Here is a 19,641-nt window from a genome sequence, read left to right as displayed (position 1 = left end):
AATTGCATACCCACATTATCCACAGGTAGATCCCAGCCGATTCACAGCGTACAATGCAGCCACTTTGAGTGAGAAGGTTGGGATCGTTGGTTCATGGCAGACATTACTCTGATCAGTGGCAGTACGCTTGGCAGCGCCGAATACGTGGCTGAACATTTGGCTGAAAAGCTGGAAGACACCGGCTTCTCTACCGAGATGCTGCACGGCCCTGAACTGGATGAACTGCCGTTGAACGGCCGCTGGCTGGTGGTCTCTTCCACGCACGGTGCCGGCGAACTGCCGGATAACCTTCAGCCGCTGTTGGAACAGATCGCTGAGCAGCAGCCGGATCTTTCCGAGGTGCAGTTCGGCGCCGTCGGTTTAGGCAGTTCGGAATACGACACCTTCTGCGGTGCGATCAAACAGATCGACGATCTATTGATCGCCAGAGGCGCTAAAAGGATCGGCGATCGTCTCGAGATCGACGTGACCGAGCATGAAATTCCCGAGGATCCGGCCGAGGAATGGGTAAAAAACTGGATTAATTTACTCTAATTCGTCTAAAGATCGTGCGAACGATTGTGGATAACTAAGCTTAAAAGCAGGGTAAAAGCCGTAGTTATCCCAATAACAACCGTAGTGCGCTTTTTGTCCTGTGTATAACAAGCCTTTTAGATCCCAGCTTATCTGCGTCGGGATCACCGATCATTCACAGCAAACGATCCTCCTTAATCTGCTGATCTTCATCGTGAATAGTCACTTATCCACAGAGGATCGCAATCCTAATAAGAGATCTAATAAAGAGATCTTTAAATAAAAAAGATCTTCTTTTAATTACCGACGATCCTGACCACTTGGTCGATCGTCTAAACTTGAGTAGAATCCCCGACCCCAGGGCAAATACGATCGTTCGCAATACGGCGAGGTGCAGTTCCATGTTTTATCCAGATCAATTTGACGTCATCATCATCGGTGGTGGCCATGCAGGTACCGAGGCCGCCATGGCTGCGGCGCGCATGGGACGTCAGACTTTATTATTGACACACAATATCGACACGCTGGGACAGATGTCCTGTAACCCGGCGATTGGCGGTATTGGTAAAGGGCATCTGGTTAAGGAAATTGATGCACTCGGCGGCCTGATGGCGACAGCGATCGACCACGCCGGCATCCAGTTTAGGATACTAAACGCCAGCAAAGGCCCAGCCGTTCGCGCCACACGCGCTCAGGCGGATCGCGTGTTGTATCGCCAGGCGATCCGTACCGCGTTGGAGAACCAGCCCAATCTGATGATCTTCCAACAGCCGGTTGAGGATCTGATCGTCGAAAACGATCGCGTCGTGGGCGCCGTCACCCAAATGGGCCTGAAATTCCGCGCCAAAGCGGTGGTATTGACCGTAGGCACCTTCCTGGACGGCAAGATCCATATCGGCCTGGAAAATTACAGCGGCGGCCGCGCCGGGGATCCGCCTTCGATCTCGCTGTCTCAGCGTTTGCGTGAACTGCCGCTGCGCGTCAACCGCTTGAAAACCGGGACACCGCCACGCATCGACGCCCGCACTATCGATTTCAGCGTACTGGCGCCGCAACACGGCGATACGCCGGTGCCGGTATTCTCGTTCCTGGGCGATGCCAGCCAGCATCCGGAACAAATGGCGTGCTATATCACCCATACCAATGAAAAAACCCATGACGTGATCCGCAATAACCTCGATCGCAGCCCGATGTATGCCGGGATCATCGAAGGGATCGGCCCACGTTACTGCCCGTCGATCGAAGACAAGGTCATGCGTTTTGCCGATCGCAACGCGCACCAGATCTTCCTCGAGCCGGAAGGCCTGACCAGCAATGAGATTTACCCTAACGGGATCTCCACCAGCCTGCCGTTCGACGTGCAGATGCAGATCGTCCGTTCGATGGAAGGGATGCAAAACGCGCGTATTATTCGCCCTGGTTATGCTATCGAGTACGATTTCTTCGATCCGCGCGACCTGAAACCGACGCTGGAAAGCAAATTCATTCAGGGGCTGTTCTTTGCCGGCCAGATCAACGGCACCACCGGGTATGAAGAAGCCGCCGCACAGGGGCTGCTGGCCGGTCTGAACGCCGGTCGCTTCGCTGCCGAACAAGAAGGCTGGGCGCCACGTCGCGATCAGGCTTATCTCGGCGTGCTGGTGGACGACCTCAGCACCCTCGGCACCAAAGAACCGTACCGCATGTTTACCTCACGCGCCGAGTATCGTCTGATGCTGCGCGAAGACAACGCCGATCTCCGCCTGACGGAAAAAGGCCGTGAACTCGGCCTGGTGGACGACGTGCGTTGGGCGCGCTACAGCGAGAAGCTGGAGCGGATCGAACGTGAACGTCAGCGCCTGCGCGACATCTGGATGCACCCGCACGCCGAGAACGTCGAACAGGTCAATGCGTTGCTGAAAGCGCCGCTGTCACGCGAAGTAAACGGCGAAGAGCTGCTGCGCCGTCCGGAAATGGACTACGCGCAATTGACCGCCACCGAGGCCTTCGCGCCGCCGTTGGACGATGTACAAGCCGCCGAGCAGGTTGAGATCCAGGTCAAATACGAAGGCTACATCGCTCGCCAGCAGGAAGAGATCGAAAAACAGCAGCGCAACGAGAACACCGTGTTGCCGTTGGATCTCGACTACCGTCAGGTTTCGGGGTTGTCGAACGAAGTGATCGCCAAACTGAACGATCACAAACCGAACTCCATCGGCCAGGCTTCACGCATCTCCGGCATTACGCCGGCGGCGATCTCGATTTTGCTGATTTGGCTGAAAAAGCAGGGGCTGCTGCGCCGCAGCGCATAAATCCCGCATCCAGGCGGCCGTTTGCTCAACCCGTAGCCAAACGGCCGCTGACATCACCTGCGCGCTGAATTATCATAGGCGCCTCATTGCGCCAGCTAACCATCCGCTGGTCGTTCAGCGCCTGCCAGAGGATCCGTTGTGCAAAAAAAATTAGACTCGCTGCTCGCGGCAGCAGGCATTGAGCTGCCCGATCAGCAGAAACAGCAGTTGCTGGGCTATGTCGGCATGCTGGATAAGTGGAACAAGGCTTATAACCTCACGTCGGTGCGCGATCCGCAGCAAATGCTGGTGCGCCACATCCTCGACAGCATCGTGGTCAACCCGCATCTGCAGGGATCGCGTTTTATCGATGTCGGCACCGGCCCCGGTTTACCGGGCATTCCGCTGGCGATCGTGCGTCCGGATGCGCATTTCACGCTGCTCGACAGCCTGGGCAAGCGCGTGCGTTTCCTGCGCCAGGTGCAGCATGAACTGGGCCTGAACAATATCGAGCCGGTTCAGAGCCGCGTTGAAGCGTTTCCGGCCGAGCCGCCGTTCGACGGCGTGATCAGCCGGGCGTTCGCTTCGCTGCAGGATATGCTGTCCTGGTGCCATCACCTGCCGGCGAAAGGGCAGGGGCGTTTTTACGCATTGAAAGGCGTGCGCCCGGATGAAGAATTGGCGCACCTGCCGGAGGGCGTTAGCCTGGAGTCTATCGTGCGGTTGCAGGTGCCTGAACTGGAAGGCGAACGCCATCTGGTGGTGCTTAAGGCAAACTGAGTTTGTTTTTGATCAAACAAGCGTGAATTAACGGTAGTACGGCGTGTAAAGGTAAGCAGGCTAATTAGTTGGTCGCTTTTTTTAGTTAATTTACTTTCTATTAACACAAAAAACGCGGCTAATTAGCGACAATAGAGTAATTGCAATTAGAAATAGTCACGTTAGCAATCATGTGCGAAAGAGTGGCCTTTGCTGCTAATGTTAATTGGCTGTTGGAATATTGCCCCGTTGCTTGTCAATAAAAGGTTTTCATCGGGTATACGGATTGTTTTTGAACAGTTAACTGATAATGTTTTGATTTATATAATCTTTTGATCGCTCAAATTGCTAAAGACGGTTTGATTGTCCATCGGCTATAAATCAGTGAAGGGCATTATTGTGATCGGCTTCGCGTTTCTAAACGCAACACTGGAATAATCAGACAATTAAATGCGCCCTATTATTCCGACCGTTTTCTTGTGAAAATAGGCTGGAATAGGGAAATTTAAATAATTGTTCACCTTTTCGCTACTTATCGATTGAATTCGTTGGTATGCCCCGTATAATTTGCTCGTTTTTTGCTGCTTGACTCAGGACAGCAAAAACAGTTGTATACGTCACTCAGCATACCCCCTCTGGGGTACGGAGAGAACAAACGTCATGTCTGTGTCCCTATACAGCGGGAAAGTCGCACGCAAACTGCTGTTTTTGCAGTTAATGACTTTTGTTCTGATCAGCGTTGCTTTCTGGCTGAAAAGCCCGGAATGGAGCGCTTCGGCGTTGGCAGGCGGTCTCGCCGCCTGGTTGCCGAGTGCAATGTTTATGCTGTTTGCCTTGCGCCATCAGGCGCAAACGCCGGCGCCCGGTAGGGTTGCCTGGTCGTTCGCCATCGGCGAGGGGCTAAAGGTCGTGATCACCATCGTTTTGCTGATCGTGGCGCTGGGGGTGTTCAAGGCGGAGTTTATACCGCTTGGCCTGACCTATTTAGCGGTGTTAGTGGTGCAGATAGTGGCACCGGCCGTGATTAACAGTTACCGAACTTAACTAAATAAGGGTAAGAGGCATCATGTCTGCAGGAGAAGTCTTGACTCCACAGGAGTATATCGGTCACCACCTGACGCAGCTTCAGGTCGGGACTGGGTTCTGGTCGATCAACATCGACTCGATGTTTTTCTCCGTCGTCCTCGGGGCGCTTTTCCTGGTGATCTTCCGCAAAGTGGCCAAAAACGCCACCAGCGGCGTGCCGGGTAAACTGCAAACCGCCGTGGAGCTGGTAGTCGGTTTCGTCGACAGCAGCGTGCGCGACATGTACCACGGCAAGAGCAAGGTGATTGCGCCGCTGGCGCTGACCGTGTTCGTCTGGGTGTTCCTGATGAACCTGATGGACTTGCTGCCCATCGACTTCCTGCCTTACGTTGGCGAACACATCCTCGGCCTGCCTGCGCTGCGCGTCGTGCCTACCGCCGATGTGAACGTCACGCTGTCGATGGCGCTGGGCGTGTTTATCCTGATTCTGTTCTATAGCATCAAAATGAAAGGCGTTGGCGGGTTCGTTAAAGAGTTGACCATGCAGCCGTTCAACCACCCTGTATTTATTCCTATCAACCTGATTCTTGAAGGTGTCAGCCTGCTGTCCAAACCTGTTTCACTGGGTCTGCGACTGTTCGGCAACATGTATGCGGGTGAGTTGATCTTCATCCTGATTGCCGGCCTGTTGCCGTGGTGGTCACAGTGGGTCCTGAGCTTGCCTTGGGCTATCTTCCACATCCTGATCATTACGCTTCAAGCCTTTATTTTCATGGTTCTGACGATCGTCTATCTGTCGATGGCATCTGAAGAGCACTGATTTTCTTAAAACACTTGCACTTTTAAACTGAAACAAACTGGAGACTGTCATGGAAAACCTGAGTATGGATCTGCTGTACATGGCTGCCGCTGTGATGATGGGTTTAGCGGCAATCGGTGCTGCGATCGGTATCGGCATCCTGGGTGGTAAATTCTTGGAAGGCGCTGCTCGTCAGCCTGACCTGATTCCTCTGCTGCGTACACAGTTCTTTATCGTTATGGGTCTGGTCGACGCCATCCCGATGATCGCTGTAGGTCTGGGTCTGTACGTGATGTTCGCCGTCGCGTAAGTAGAGCAACCCTCTACGACGTAACCAAACTATTAACTTTTAAAGAGGCATTGTGCTGTGAATCTTAACGCAACAATCCTCGGCCAGGCCATCGCGTTCGTTCTGTTTGTCTGGTTCTGCATGAAGTACGTATGGCCGCCGATCATGGCTGCCATCGAGAAACGTCAGAAAGAAATCGCTGACGGCCTCGCTTCTGCAGAGCGTGCCAAAAAAGATCTGGACTTAGCGCAAGCCAATGCGACCGACCAGCTGAAAACTGCCAAAGCAGAAGCTCAGGTGATCATCGAGCAAGCGAACAAACGCAAAGCTCAGATCATGGATGAAGCGAAAGCCGAAGCCGAGCAGGAACGTAACAAAATCGTGGCGCAGGCTCAGGCTGAGATCGAAGCCGAACGTAAGCGCGCTCGTGAAGAGTTGCGTAAGCAAGTCGCGATGCTGGCAATTGCCGGCGCCGAGAAGATCATCGAACGTTCCGTGGATGAAGCTGCTAACAGCGACATCGTTGATAAACTGGTCGCTGAACTGTAAGGAGGGAGGGGCTGATGTCTGAATTTGTAACTGTAGCTCGCCCCTACGCCAAAGCAGCTTTTGACTTTGCCGTTGAGCACCAAAGCGTAGAGCGCTGGCAGGACATGCTGGCGTTTGCGGCTGAAGTCACTCGCAATGAACAGATTTCTGAACTGCTGTCTGGCGCGGTTGCGCCAGAAACGCTGTCCAAGACGTTCATCGCGGTTTGTGGCGATCGGCTCGACGAACATGGCCAGAACTTTATCCGTGTAATGGCCGAAAATGGACGTTTACTGGTTCTTCCTGCCGTGCTGCAGCAGTTCATCGAACTGCGCGCCTCGCTGGAATCCACCGTCGAAGTCGAAGTGCTCTCTGCGAGTGCGCTGAGCGACGAACAGCAGGCGAAAATCGCCGCTGCGATGGAAAAACGTCTGTCACGCAAAGTTAAGCTGAATTGCAAAATTGACAAGTCTGTACTGGCCGGCATCGTTGTTCGCGCCGGCGATATGGTGATTGATGGCAGCGTTCGCGGTCGTCTTGAACGCCTGACAGACGTCTTGCAGTCTTAAGGGGACTGGAGCATGCAACTGAATTCCACCGAAATCAGCGAACTGATCAAGCAGCGCATTGCTCAGTTCAATGTAGTGAGCGAAGCTCACAATGAAGGTACTATCGTTTCCGTCAGCGACGGGATCATCCGCGTACACGGCCTGGCCGAAGTTATGCAGGGCGAAATGATCGCGCTGCCTGGCAACCGTTACGCAATCGCATTGAACCTGGAGCGCGACTCCGTTGGTGCCGTGGTCATGGGTCCGTACGCGGATCTGGCCGAAGGCATGAAGGTTAAATGCACCGGCCGTATCCTGGAAGTTCCAGTCGGTCGTGGTCTGCTGGGCCGCGTCGTTAACACCCTGGGCGCGCCAATCGACGGCAAAGGCCCGATTGAAAACGACGGTTTCTCTCCGGTAGAAGCTATCGCCCCAGGCGTTATCGAGCGTCAGTCCGTTGATCAGCCGGTTCAGACTGGCTACAAATCCGTTGACGCCATGATTCCAATCGGCCGCGGCCAGCGTGAGCTGGTGATCGGTGACCGTCAGACCGGTAAAACCGCGCTGGCGATCGATGCGATCATCAACCAACGCGACTCCGGCATCAAATGCGTTTACGTGGCTATCGGCCAGAAAGCGTCCACCATCGCTAACGTGGTGCGCAAACTGGAAGAGCACGGCGCACTGGCCAACACCATCGTGGTGGTGGCGACCGCTTCCGAATCCGCTGCACTGCAATACCTGGCGCCATACGCCGGTTGCGCAATGGGCGAATACTTCCGTGACCGCGGTGAAGATGCGCTGATCGTGTACGATGACCTGTCCAAACAGGCCGTTGCTTACCGCCAGATTTCCCTGCTGCTTCGTCGTCCGCCAGGTCGTGAAGCTTACCCAGGCGACGTATTCTACCTGCACTCCCGCTTGCTGGAGCGTGCAGCGCGCGTTAACGCCGAGTACGTTGAAGCCTTCACCAAAGGTGAAGTTAAAGGTAAAACCGGTTCACTGACCGCTCTGCCGATCATTGAAACCCAGGCGGGTGACGTTTCCGCGTTCGTTCCGACCAACGTAATCTCGATTACCGATGGTCAGATCTTCCTGGAATCCAACCTGTTCAACTCCGGTATTCGTCCGGCAGTTAACCCGGGTATCTCCGTATCCCGTGTTGGTGGTGCCGCGCAGACCAAGATCATGAAGAAACTGTCCGGTGGTATCCGTACCGCGCTGGCGCAGTATCGTGAACTGGCTGCGTTCTCCCAGTTCGCCTCCGATCTGGACGACGCGACCCGCAAACAGCTGAGCCACGGTCAGAAAGTGACCGAGCTGCTGAAACAGAAACAGTATGCGCCGATGTCGGTTGCACAACAGTCTCTGGTGCTGTTTGCCGCAGAACGCGGTTACCTGAACGACGTCGAAGTCGCCAAAGTGGTGAGCTTCGAAGCCGCGCTGGTGGCCTATGCGGACCGCGAGCACGCCGAACTGCTGAACCACATCAACCAAACTGGCAACTTCAATGATGAGATCGAGGGCAAGTTGAAAGACGTCCTCGAGACCTTCAAGAAAACCCAGTCCTGGTAACGCCGAACGGTCCTGCTGTTGAAAGACAGCAGGCCGTCTGGCACTGAGGAGAAGCAGAGATGGCCGGCGCAAAAGAGATACGTAGTAAGATCGCTAGCGTGCAAAACACGCAAAAGATCACTAAAGCGATGGAAATGGTCGCCGCCTCCAAAATGCGTAAATCGCAGGATCGCATGGCGGCCAGCCGTCCTTATGCAGAGACCATGCGCAAAGTGATTGGTCACCTTGCGTTAGGGAATCTGGAGTACAAGCACCCGTACCTGGATGAGCGTGACGTTAAGCGCGTTGGGTATCTGGTGGTGTCTACTGACCGTGGTCTCTGCGGCGGCTTGAACATCAACCTGTTCAAAAAGCTGCTGGCGGAGATGAAAGCCTGGTCCGAAAAAGGCGTCGAAACCGATTTGGCGCTGATTGGCTCTAAAGCGGCCTCTTTCTTTGGTTCCGTGGGCGGCAACGTGGTTGCCCAGGTGACCGGCATGGGGGATAAACCTTCCCTGTCGGATCTGATCGGGCCGGTGAAAGTGATGCTGCAGGCCTACGACGAAGGTCGTTTGGACAAGCTGTACATTGTCAGCAACAAATTTGTTAATACGATGTCCCAAGAGCCGCAAGTGCTTCAGCTGCTGCCGTTACCGCCAGCCGATGACGAAGAGCTGAAGAAAACGCCTTGGGATTACCTGTATGAACCGGATCCAAAAGTGCTGCTTGATACCTTGCTGCGCCGCTATGTGGAGTCGCAGGTTTATCAGGGCGTCGTGGAAAACCTGGCCAGCGAGCAGGCCGCACGAATGGTCGCGATGAAAGCCGCAACCGATAACGGCGGTAGCCTGATCAAAGAGCTGCAGTTGGTATACAACAAGGCGCGTCAGGCCAGCATCACTCAGGAACTCACCGAGATCGTTTCGGGAGCCTCCGCGGTTTAAGCTAGGTTTACGAATTACGTAGAGGATTCAAGATGGCTACTGGAAAGATTATCCAGGTAATCGGCGCTGTGGTGGACGTCGAGTTCCCTCAGGATGCCGTACCAAAAGTGTACGACGCCCTTGAGGTAGAAAACGGCACCGAAAAACTGGTGTTGGAAGTTCAGCAACAGCTGGGCGGTGGCGTGGTTCGCTGTATCGCAATGGGGACCTCCGACGGTCTGCGTCGCGGTCTGAAAGTGAACAACCTGGACCACCCGATTGAAGTGCCGGTGGGTAAAGCTACCCTGGGCCGTATCATGAACGTATTGGGTCAACCCATCGACATGAAAGGCGACATCGGCGAAGAAGAGCGTTGGGCGATTCACCGCGCGGCGCCAAGCTACGAAGAGCTGTCCAGCTCCCAGGAACTGCTGGAAACCGGTATCAAGGTAATGGACCTGATTTGTCCATTCGCCAAGGGCGGTAAAGTCGGTCTGTTCGGCGGTGCGGGCGTAGGTAAAACCGTAAACATGATGGAGCTGATCCGTAACATCGCGATCGAGCACTCCGGTTATTCCGTGTTTGCGGGCGTGGGCGAGCGTACTCGTGAGGGTAACGACTTCTACCACGAAATGACCGACTCCAACGTTCTGGACAAAGTATCCCTGGTTTACGGCCAGATGAACGAGCCACCAGGTAACCGTCTGCGCGTTGCGCTGACCGGTCTGACCATGGCGGAGAAATTCCGTGACGAAGGCCGTGACGTTCTGCTGTTCGTTGACAACATCTACCGTTATACCCTGGCCGGTACCGAAGTGTCCGCACTTCTGGGCCGTATGCCATCCGCGGTAGGTTATCAGCCAACGCTGGCGGAAGAGATGGGCGTTCTGCAAGAACGTATCACCTCGACCAAGACCGGTTCCATCACTTCCGTACAGGCCGTTTACGTTCCTGCGGATGACTTGACTGACCCGTCTCCAGCCACCACCTTTGCGCACTTGGACGCAACCGTGGTACTGAGCCGTAACATCGCTTCTCTGGGTATCTACCCGGCCGTTGACCCGCTGGATTCTACCAGCCGTCAGCTGGATCCGCTGGTTGTTGGCCAGGAGCACTACGACGTAGCGCGTGGCGTGCAGTCCATTCTGCAACGCTACCAGGAACTGAAAGATATCATCGCGATCCTGGGTATGGACGAGCTGTCTGAAGAAGACAAACTGGTCGTATCCCGTGCGCGTAAGATCCAACGCTTCCTGTCTCAGCCGTTCTTCGTGGCAGAAGTCTTCACCGGTTCTCCGGGCAAGTTCGTATCGCTGAAAGACACCATCCGTGGTTTCAAAGGCATTATGGACGGCGACTATGACCACCTGCCGGAGCAGGCGTTCTACATGGTTGGCACCATTGAAGAAGCAGTGGAAAAAGCCAAGAAACTGTAACGCCTTGAGAGGAGGGTGATATGGCTATGACTTACCATCTGGATGTAGTCAGCGCGGAAAAACAGATGTTTTCCGGCCTGGTGCAGAAGATCCAGGTGACAGGCAGCGAAGGTGAACTGGGGATCTTCCCTGGCCATGCGCCGCTGCTGACTGCCATCAAGCCTGGCATGGTGCGTATTGTTAAGCAGCACGGTGAAGAAGAGTTCATCTACCTGTCCGGCGGCATCCTCGAGGTGCAGCCGAGCGTGGTTACCGTGCTGGCGGACACTGCTATCCGTGGTACTGACCTCGACGAAGCGAGAGCGTTGGAAGCTAAGCGTAAAGCTGAAGAACACATTCGCAGCTCTCATGGCGATGTCGACTATGCTCAGGCATCCGCTGAACTGGCGAAAGCGATCGCAAAACTGCGCGTTATCGAGCTCACCAGAAAAGCGATGTAATGTTTGGGTGCAGAGCACCCAACTTTAAGAAAGCGGCCTATAGGGTCGCTTTTTTTTTACTTTAAAATAAGCATTTCAGCCCGGCGTACAGAGTGGTGTATAACCCCTGATATCGGGAAAGAAACGTCGCCGATCGCCGACAGTTTTTTCGTCCCAGCGTCGAATTGGCCGCGATAGCGGCAGGCCAAGGCCCACGCGGCCTGCGCCGGGTTCGTGCAGAGAAATATGTAGTAATATCGCCGCTAAACGGTTTTACTTTCGTCTATCAAAATGGAGTTATCAGGTTGCTTATGTCGAACAGCGCAATGAGCGTGGTTATCCTCGCCGCGGGCAAGGGAACACGCATGTATTCCGATCTTCCCAAGGTCTTACATCCGTTGGCCGGCAAGCCGATGGTGCAACACGTCATTGATGCCGCGATGAAACTGGGCGCGCAACATGTACACCTGGTATACGGCCACGGCGGCGATCTGCTGAAAAGCACACTGACCGAGGGCGCGCTGAACTGGGTGCTGCAGGCCGAGCAATTGGGTACCGGCCATGCGATGCAGCAGGCGGCGCCGCATTTTGCCGACGATGAAGACGTATTGATGCTGTATGGCGACGTGCCGTTGATCTCCGTGGATACGCTGCAGCGCCTGTTGGCGGCCAAGCCGCAGGGCGGCATTGGCCTGCTGACGGTCAAGCTGGACGACCCGAGCGGCTATGGCCGCATCGTGCGCGAGCAGGGTGACGTGGTGGGCATCGTCGAACACAAGGACGCCAGCGAAGCGCAGCGTCAGATCAATGAGATCAATACCGGCATCCTGGTGGCGAATGGGCGCGATCTGAAGCGCTGGCTGGGGATGTTGAACAACGACAACGCTCAGGGCGAGTTTTACATCACCGATATCATTGCGTTGGCGCATGCCGACGGCAAGAAAATTGAAGCCGTGCACCCATCGCGTTTGAGCGAAGTGGAAGGCGTGAACAACCGTCTGCAGCTGGCGACCCTGGAGCGCGTGTTCCAGTCGGAACAGTCTGAAAAACTGCTGCTGGCCGGCGTAATGCTGTTGGATCCGGCGCGTTTCGACCTGCGCGGTGAACTTGTTCACGGCCGCGACATCACTATTGATGCGAATGTGATTATCGAAGGTCACGTCAAGCTGGGCGACCGGGTGAAAATCGGCGCCGGCTGCGTGCTGAAAAACTGCGTGATCGGTGATGACTGCGAGATCAGTCCTTACAGCGTACTGGAAGACAGCGTGCTGGAAGCCGACTGCACCGTGGGGCCGTTCGCCCGCCTGCGCCCTGGCGCGGAGCTGGCAACAGGGGCTCACGTCGGTAACTTCGTGGAAATGAAAAAGGCGCGTTTGGGCAAAGGCTCCAAGGCCGGTCACCTCAGCTACCTGGGCGATGCCGACATTGGCGATGACGTGAATATCGGCGCCGGCACCATCACCTGCAATTACGATGGCGCCAACAAGCACAAGACGCTGATCGGCGATGGCGTGTTCGTCGGTTCCGATACTCAGCTGGTGGCGCCGGTGTCGGTCGGCAAAGGCTCCACCATTGCCGCCGGCACTACGGTGACGCGAGATATCGCCGAAAACGAACTGGTCCTGAGCCGCGTCAAGCAGGTGCACATTCAGGGCTGGCAGCGCCCGGTGAAGAAGAAGCCATAGTGTGTTTTGCGTTGGGCTCTATTCACGAGCCCAATACAAAACATAATAACCCCACCATCTACAGGCTCGGGGACGCACGGTAAAACCGGCAAAAATCAGGTCAAGGCATCGAAAACGTCCACGAAGGACGTTCATTAGGAATACAACTGATGTGTGGAATTGTAGGCGCAGTAGCGCAACGTGATATCGCAGAAATTCTGTTGGAAGGTTTACGCCGTCTCGAGTACCGCGGTTATGACTCCGCCGGTCTGGCGGTGGTCGACTCGCAGGGTAACGTCAGTCGCCTGCGCCGCGTAGGCAAGGTGCAAAAACTGGCCGAAGCGGCGGAGCAGACCGATCTGCACGGCGGCACCGGCATCGCTCACACCCGTTGGGCAACGCACGGTGAACCGACCGAGGCGAACGCGCACCCGCATGTTTCCGACTACATTACCGTGGTGCATAACGGCATCATCGAAAACCACGAGCCGCTGCGCGAACTGCTGATCGAACGCGGTTACCGCTTCAACTCTGAAACCGACACCGAAGTGATCGCGCACCTGGTGCACTGGGAACAGCTGCAGGGCGGTACGCTGCTCGACGTGGTTCAGCGCGTGATCCCACAGCTGCGCGGCGCTTACGGCACCGTGGTGATGGACAGCCGCGATCCGAGCGTATTGGTCGCGGCGCGCTCCGGCAGCCCGCTGGTTATCGGCCGCGGCGTCGGGGAAAACTTCATCGCTTCCGATCAGCTGGCGTTGCTGCCGGTCACCCGCCGCTTCATCTTCCTGGAAGAAGGCGATGTGGTGGAGGTGACTCGCCGCACCGTCAACATCTTCGACAAACAGGGTAACGCCATCGAGCGCCCTGAGATCGAGTCCCAGGTGCAGTATGACGCCGGCGACAAGGGCGCTTACCGCCACTACATGCAAAAAGAGATTTACGAACAGCCGCTGGCGCTGAAAAACACCCTGGAAGGGCGTTTCAGTCATGGCCAAATCAACCTGAGCGAGCTGGGCCCGCACGCCGACGAGCTGCTGGCCAAGGTGCAGCACGTGCAGATCATCGCCTGCGGGACGTCTTACCACTCCGGGATGGTGGCGCGTTACTGGTTCGAAGCGCTGGCCGGCGTGCCGTGCGATGTCGAGATCGCGTCCGAATTCCGTTACCGCAAATCGGCGGTGCGTCCGGGCAGCCTGATCATCACCCTGTCGCAGTCCGGCGAAACCGCCGACACGTTAGCGGCGCTGCGTCTGTCCAAAGAGCTGGGTTATCTCGGTTCGCTGGCCGTTTGTAACGTTGCGGGGTCTTCGCTGGTGCGCGAATCCGATTTGGCGTTGATGACCAAAGCGGGCACGGAAATCGGCGTTGCTTCGACCAAAGCCTTTACCACGCAGCTCACCGTGTTGTTGATGCTGGTGGCGCGCCTGGGCCGTCTGAAAGGCATGGCGGAAAGCGTGGAGCAGGAGATTGTGCACGGCCTGCAGGCGCTGCCGGCGCGTATTGAGCAGATGCTGTCGATGGATAAAGAAATCGAAGCGCTGGCGGAAGGTTTCTCGGACAAACATCATGCGCTGTTCCTCGGCCGCGGCGATCAGTACCCGATCGCCATGGAAGGGGCGCTGAAGCTGAAAGAGATCTCCTATATTCACGCTGAAGCCTATGCGGCGGGTGAGTTGAAACACGGCCCGCTGGCGCTGATCGACGCCGATATGCCGGTGATCGTGGTGGCGCCGAACAACGAACTGCTGGAAAAGCTGAAGTCCAACATTGAAGAAGTGCGCGCGCGCGGCGGTCAGCTGTACGTGTTCGCCGATCAGGACGCCGGCTTCGTCAGCAGCGAAGGCATGACCATCATTCCTCTGCCGCACGTTGAGGAAATCGTGGCGCCGATCTTCTACACCGTGCCGTTGCAGCTGCTGTCTTACCACGTGGCGCTGATCAAGGGCACCGACGTTGACCAACCGCGCAACCTGGCGAAGTCTGTCACCGTAGAGTAACCTGCCGCAGGTAAACTGCAAAAGCCGGCCTTCGCGCCGGCTTTTTTCATGAGCGACCTTAAAGATGACAGCGCGACCGATTCGGCGATAAACATTGTCATATTCAAGCTGATAGGCCGTGCCCAAACGGTTTTTTTGTTGTTTGGCAATTGCGCTATTTTTGAGTTAATTGATTGATTTTTAAATAAACAAACCCCATTCAAACGCACTGTAATATAACTGTCATATTGCGTACATTTTTCTGTCACCAAACTGTCCTATTTTCCCTCCTGCAGCAATACTTACTCTGATTAAAACGACTCGACGTCGATTTTAAGTATCCCATTAGGAGGGATTATGAAACTGATGCGTACCACCGTCGCCAGTATTGTGGCAGCGACCTTCTCCCTGACCGCCGTGTCCGCGTTCGCTGCTGCCAGCCTGACCGGTGCAGGTGCGACATTCCCCGCTCCGGTTTACGCCAAGTGGGCAGATTCTTATCAGAAAGAAACCGGCAACAAAGTTAACTATCAGGGCATCGGCTCCTCTGGCGGCGTGAAGCAAATCGTAGCCAACACCGTTGACTTTGGCGCTTCCGACGCCCCGCTGTCTGACGACAAACTGGCGGCCGATGGCCTGTTCCAGTTCCCGACCGTGATCGGCGGCGTGGTGCTGGCTGTGAATATCCCGGGCATCAAATCCGGCGAACTGACGCTGGACGGTAAAACCTTGGGCGATATCTACCTGGGCAACGTCAAAAAGTGGAACGATCCGGCTATCACCAAGTTGAACCCAGGCGTGAAACTGCCTGACCAGAACATTGCCGTGGTGCGCCGCGCCGACGGTTCCGGCACCTCGTTCGTGTTTACCAGCTACCTGTCCAAGGTGAACGCGCAGTGGAAAGAGAAGATCGGCGCCGGTTCTACCGTTAACTGGCCGACCGGTCTGGGCGGCAAAGGCAACGACGGCATCGCCGCCTTCGTTCAGCGTCTGCCTGGCTCTATCGGCTACGTAGAATACGCTTACGCCAAGCAGAACAACCTGGCTTACACCAAGCTGGTGTCCGCCGACGGCAAACCGGTCAGCCCGACCGAAGAGAGCTTCAGCAACGCCGCCAAGGGTGCGGATTGGAGCAAAACCTTCGCTCAGGATCTGACTGACCAGAAAGGCGACAACGTGTGGCCAATCACCTCCACCACCTTCATCCTGGTGCATAAAGAGCAGAAAAACCCTGCTCAGGGCGCCGAAGTGCTGAAGTTCTTCGACTGGGCCTACAAAACCGGCGGCAAGCAGGCTAACGAACTGGATTACGCCACCCTGCCGAAAGAAGTGGTTGAGCAGGTGCGTGCGGCCTGGAAAACCAACGTAAAAGACAGTTCAGGTAAAGCGCTGTACTAACAACGCAGGGGCGCGGGTTCGCCGCGCCCCACACAGTTCTTCAGGCTCCGATCCCGGTTGGGGCTGCCAGGGTTCAAACAGAGAGTAATCTATGGCTGAGTACAAGCCGACCATCAAAGCACCGGGCAAAAACGGTGACATCATTTTCAGCGCGCTGGTGAGACTGGCTGCGCTGATTACCCTATTGTTGCTGGGCGGCATCATCGTTTCGCTGATCTTCGCCTCCTGGCCAAGCATGCAGAAATTCGGCTTCGCCTTCCTGTGGACCAAAGAGTGGGATGCGCCGGCGGAGCAGTTCGGCGCGCTGGTGCCTATCTACGGCACCGTGGTCACCTCGCTCATCGCGCTGATTATCGCCGTGCCGGTGAGTTTCGGCATCGCGCTGTTCCTGACCGAACTGGCGCCGAACTGGTTGAAGCGGCCGCTGGGCATCGCCATTGAGCTGCTGGCGGCCATCCCGAGCATCGTCTACGGCATGTGGGGCCTGTTCGTGTTCGCCCCGCTGTTCGCCGAATATTTCCAGACGCCGGTGGGCGACGTGCTGTCGGGCATTCCTATCGTCGGCGAGCTGTTCTCCGGCCCGGCCTTCGGCATCGGCATTCTGGCCGCCGGGGTGATCCTGGCTATCATGATCATTCCTTACATCGCCGCGGTGATGCGCGACGTGTTCGAACAGACGCCGGTAATGATGAAAGAGTCGGCCTACGGCATCGGCTGCACCACCTGGGAAGTCATCTGGCGCATCGTGCTGCCGTTCACCAAAAACGGCGTCATCGGCGGCGTGATGCTGGGTCTGGGCCGAGCGCTGGGGGAGACCATGGCGGTAACCTTTATCATCGGCAACACCTACCAGCTCGACAGCGCTTCGCTGTACATGCCGGGCAACAGCATCACCTCGGCGCTGGCCAACGAATTCGCCGAAGCCGAATCCGGCGTGCACACCGCCGCACTGATGGAGCTGGGCCTGATTCTGTTTGTTATCACCTTTATCGTGCTGGCGCTGTCGAAACTGATGATCATGCGTCTGGCCAAGAATGAGGGGCGTTAACATGGCGACGATGGATATGCAAAACGCAGTCGTTCTGGCGGAAAGCCGCCGCAAAATGCAGGCCTGGCGCCGGCAGAAAAACCGCCTCGCGCTGTTCCTGTCGATGGCGACCATGGCGTTCGGGCTGTTCTGGCTGATCTGGATCCTTATCGCCACCGTGACCAAAGGTTTCGACGGCATGTCGCTGGCGCTGTTCACCGAGATGACCCCGCCGCCGAACACCGCGGGCGGCGGCTTGGCCAACGCCATCGCCGGCAGCGGGCTGTTGATCCTGTGGGCGACCATCTTCGGCACGCCGCTGGGCATCATGGCCGGTATTTATCTGGCGGAATACGGACGTAAATCCTGGTTGGCGGAAGTGATCCGCTTTATCAACGATATTCTGTTGTCTGCACCGTCGATCGTGGTGGGCCTGTTCGTTTACACCATTGTGGTGGCGAAGATGGAACACTTCTCCGGTTGGGCCGGCATCGTGGCGCTGGCGCTGCTGCAGGTGCCGATCGTCATTCGCACCACCGAGAACATGCTGAAACTGGTGCCGGATACGCTGCGCGAGGCCGCTTATGCGCTGGGCACGCCGAAATGGCGCATGATTTCCGCCATCACGCTGAAGGCGTCGGTGTCCGGCATCATCACCGGCGTGCTGCTGGCGATTGCGCGCATTGCGGGGGAAACGGCGCCGCTGCTGTTCACCTCGCTGTCGAACCAGTTCTGGAGCACCGACCTGATGCAGCCGATCGCCAACCTGCCGGTGACCATCTTCAAATTCGCCATGAGCCCGTTCGCCGAATGGCAACAGCTGGCCTGGGCCGGGGTGCTGTTAATCACCCTGTGCGTACTGTTACTGAATATCCTGGCGCGCGTGATTTTCGCCAAGAAAAAGCATTCATAAAATTTTGAGCGCCGCTTTGGCGGCGCTGATGAAAAGAGAGAAGTCTTGATGAGTATGGTTACTGACGCTTCCAGCAGCAAAATTCAGGTACGCGATCTGAACTTCTACTACGGCAAATTCCATGCGCTGAAGAACATCACGCTGGATATCGCCAAGAACAAGGTCACCGCGTTTATCGGCCCATCCGGCTGTGGCAAGTCCACTCTGCTGCGCACCTTCAACAAGATGTACCAGCTGTACCCGGAACAGCGTGCGGAAGGCGGCATCCTGCTGGACGGCCAGAACATCCTGACCGACAACTCGGATATCGCGCTGCTGCGCGCCAAGGTCGGCATGGTGTTCCAAAAGCCGACGCCGTTCCCGATGTCGATTTACGACAACATCGCCTTCGGCGTTCGCCTGTTTGAAAAGCTGTCGCGCGCTGATATGGACGAGCGCGTGCAGTGGGCGCTGACCAAAGCGGCGCTGTGGAACGAAACCAAGGACAAGCTGCACCAGAGCGGCTACAGCCTCTCCGGCGGCCAGCAGCAGCGTCTGTGCATCGCCCGCGGCATCGCCATTCGTCCGGAAGTGCTGTTGCTGGATGAGCCTTGCTCGGCGCTGGATCCGATCTCCACCGGCAAGATTGAAGAGCTGATCAGCGAGCTGAAGGCTGATTACACCGTGGTGATCGTGACGCACAACATGCAGCAGGCGGCGCGCTGCTCCGACTCTACCGCATTTATGTATCTGGGCGAGCTGATCGAGTTCAGTGATACTGATAACCTGTTCACTGCGCCGCAGAAAAAGCAGACTGAAGACTACATCACTGGCCGTTATGGTTGATAGGAAGCATCATGGATAACCTGAATTTAAACAAACACATTTCCGGCCAGTTCAACGCAGAGCTCGAGCATATCCGCACCCAGGTGCTGACCATGGGCGGGCTGGTGGAGCAGCAGCTGACCGACGCCATCACCGCGATGCACAATCAGGATGGCGAGCTGGCCAAGCGCGTGATCGAAGGCGACGCCAAGGTCAACATGATGGAAGTGGCGATCGACGAAGCCTGCGTGCGCATTATCGCCAAGCGCCAGCCGACCGCCAGCGATCTGCGTCTGGTGATGGCGATCATCAAAACCATTTCCGAGCTGGAACGCATCGGCGACGTGGCGGACAAGATCTGCCGCACCGCGCTGGAGAAGTTCTCGCACCAGCACCAGCCGCTGCTGGTCAGCCTGGAGTCGCTGGGGCGCCACACCGTGCAGATGCTGCACGACGTGCTGGACGCGTTCGCGCGCATGGATCTGGACGAAGCGATCCGTATTTACCGTGAAGATAAAAAGGTCGACCAGGAATACGAAGGCATCGTGCGTCAGCTGATGACCTACATGATGGAAGATTCGCGCACCATTCCGAGCGTGCTGACCGCGTTGTTCTGCGCCCGTTCTATCGAGCGTATCGGCGATCGCTGCCAGAACATCTGCGAATTTATCTTCTATTTCGTCAAAGGACAGGATTTCCGTCATTTGGGCGGCGACGCCCTGGAAAAGCTGCTGTCTCCGGGCGGTAAAGACGAAAAAGACGACTAACCCTTTCCGGGTAATATCCTTCCAA

19 protein-coding genes are annotated in these 19,641 nt (G+C 56.3%); all 19 read left to right on the top strand.

Going from position 1 to position 19,641, the window contains the following annotated elements; translation table 11 throughout:
• Positions 1-93: 93 nt before the first annotated feature.
• Positions 94-534, top strand: a complete 441-nt coding sequence (mioC, locus tag H7A77_RS15980; RefSeq protein ID WP_182074403.1) for an FMN-binding protein MioC — start codon at positions 94-96, stop codon at positions 532-534.
• A gap of 380 nt (positions 535-914) precedes the next feature.
• Entirely contained in the window at positions 915-2,804 is a 1,890-nt protein-coding gene (gene mnmG, locus H7A77_RS15975; protein ID WP_182074402.1) for a tRNA uridine-5-carboxymethylaminomethyl(34) synthesis enzyme MnmG, read from the top strand.
• A 138-nt stretch (positions 2,805-2,942) separates the two neighbouring features.
• Positions 2,943-3,563, top strand: coding sequence for a 16S rRNA (guanine(527)-N(7))-methyltransferase RsmG (gene rsmG / locus H7A77_RS15970; RefSeq protein ID WP_025304738.1), 621 nt, complete (start codon positions 2,943-2,945; stop codon positions 3,561-3,563).
• A 639-nt stretch (positions 3,564-4,202) separates the two neighbouring features.
• Positions 4,203-4,586 (top strand): F0F1 ATP synthase subunit I, encoded by a 384-nt coding sequence (gene atpI / locus H7A77_RS15965; RefSeq protein WP_004933796.1) that lies wholly within the window; start codon positions 4,203-4,205, stop codon positions 4,584-4,586.
• 22 nt (positions 4,587-4,608) lie between these two features.
• Positions 4,609-5,388 carry a F0F1 ATP synthase subunit A gene (gene atpB, locus H7A77_RS15960; RefSeq protein WP_015376132.1) on the top strand — a complete coding sequence of 260 codons (780 nt, stop codon included), beginning with the start codon at positions 4,609-4,611 and terminating at the stop codon, positions 5,386-5,388.
• Positions 5,389-5,437: 49 nt separating this feature from the next.
• Positions 5,438-5,677 carry a F0F1 ATP synthase subunit C gene (gene atpE / locus H7A77_RS15955; RefSeq protein WP_004093904.1) on the top strand — a complete coding sequence of 80 codons (240 nt, stop codon included), beginning with the start codon at positions 5,438-5,440 and terminating at the stop codon, positions 5,675-5,677.
• Between the two features lie 57 nt (positions 5,678-5,734).
• Positions 5,735-6,205 (top strand): F0F1 ATP synthase subunit B, encoded by a 471-nt coding sequence (atpF, locus tag H7A77_RS15950; protein ID WP_004933804.1) that lies wholly within the window; start codon positions 5,735-5,737, stop codon positions 6,203-6,205.
• A 14-nt stretch (positions 6,206-6,219) separates the two neighbouring features.
• On the top strand, positions 6,220-6,753 hold the full coding sequence (gene atpH, locus H7A77_RS15945) for a F0F1 ATP synthase subunit delta (protein ID WP_025160298.1): 534 nt from the start codon (positions 6,220-6,222) through the stop codon (positions 6,751-6,753).
• Between the two features lie 12 nt (positions 6,754-6,765).
• The gene (atpA, locus tag H7A77_RS15940; protein WP_033652328.1) at positions 6,766-8,307 is read left to right on the top strand and encodes a F0F1 ATP synthase subunit alpha; all 1,542 of its coding nucleotides are present in this window, start codon (positions 6,766-6,768) and stop codon (positions 8,305-8,307) included.
• 59 nt (positions 8,308-8,366) lie between these two features.
• Positions 8,367-9,230: a F0F1 ATP synthase subunit gamma gene (gene atpG / locus H7A77_RS15935; protein ID WP_004933811.1), complete on the top strand. Its 864-nt coding sequence runs from the start codon at positions 8,367-8,369 to the stop codon at positions 9,228-9,230.
• 32 nt (positions 9,231-9,262) lie between these two features.
• Entirely contained in the window at positions 9,263-10,645 is a 1,383-nt protein-coding gene (gene atpD / locus H7A77_RS15930) for a F0F1 ATP synthase subunit beta (protein WP_004933813.1), read from the top strand.
• A 20-nt stretch (positions 10,646-10,665) separates the two neighbouring features.
• Entirely contained in the window at positions 10,666-11,085 is a 420-nt protein-coding gene (locus H7A77_RS15925; RefSeq protein ID WP_004933814.1) for a F0F1 ATP synthase subunit epsilon, read from the top strand.
• Positions 11,086-11,375: 290 nt separating this feature from the next.
• Complete coding sequence (gene glmU / locus H7A77_RS15920; protein WP_033652327.1) at positions 11,376-12,749, top strand: bifunctional UDP-N-acetylglucosamine diphosphorylase/glucosamine-1-phosphate N-acetyltransferase GlmU; 1,374 nt, start codon at positions 11,376-11,378, stop codon at positions 12,747-12,749.
• A 149-nt stretch (positions 12,750-12,898) separates the two neighbouring features.
• A complete protein-coding gene (gene glmS, locus H7A77_RS15915) occupies positions 12,899-14,728 on the top strand; it encodes a glutamine--fructose-6-phosphate transaminase (isomerizing) (protein ID WP_117188760.1) in 1,830 nt (609 codons plus the stop codon).
• Positions 14,729-15,064: 336 nt separating this feature from the next.
• A complete protein-coding gene (gene pstS / locus H7A77_RS15910; protein WP_033645155.1) occupies positions 15,065-16,105 on the top strand; it encodes a phosphate ABC transporter substrate-binding protein PstS in 1,041 nt (346 codons plus the stop codon).
• Between the two features lie 91 nt (positions 16,106-16,196).
• On the top strand, positions 16,197-17,153 hold the full coding sequence (gene pstC / locus H7A77_RS15905) for a phosphate ABC transporter permease PstC (protein WP_016929615.1): 957 nt from the start codon (positions 16,197-16,199) through the stop codon (positions 17,151-17,153).
• Between the two features lies 1 nt (position 17,154).
• Positions 17,155-18,045 carry a phosphate ABC transporter permease PstA gene (gene pstA / locus H7A77_RS15900; protein ID WP_019455481.1) on the top strand — a complete coding sequence of 297 codons (891 nt, stop codon included), beginning with the start codon at positions 17,155-17,157 and terminating at the stop codon, positions 18,043-18,045.
• Between the two features lie 54 nt (positions 18,046-18,099).
• Positions 18,100-18,870 carry a phosphate ABC transporter ATP-binding protein PstB gene (gene pstB / locus H7A77_RS15895; RefSeq protein WP_016929614.1) on the top strand — a complete coding sequence of 257 codons (771 nt, stop codon included), beginning with the start codon at positions 18,100-18,102 and terminating at the stop codon, positions 18,868-18,870.
• A gap of 11 nt (positions 18,871-18,881) precedes the next feature.
• Positions 18,882-19,616, top strand: coding sequence for a phosphate signaling complex protein PhoU (phoU, locus tag H7A77_RS15890; RefSeq protein ID WP_004933833.1), 735 nt, complete (start codon positions 18,882-18,884; stop codon positions 19,614-19,616).
• Positions 19,617-19,641: the final 25 nt, after the last annotated feature.

The sequence above is a fragment of the Serratia sp. ME47 genome, from assembly GCF_903970925.1.
GTDB lineage: Bacteria > Pseudomonadota > Gammaproteobacteria > Enterobacterales > Enterobacteriaceae > Serratia > Serratia ureilytica.
This window is presented reverse-complemented; position numbering and strand designations above follow the sequence as displayed.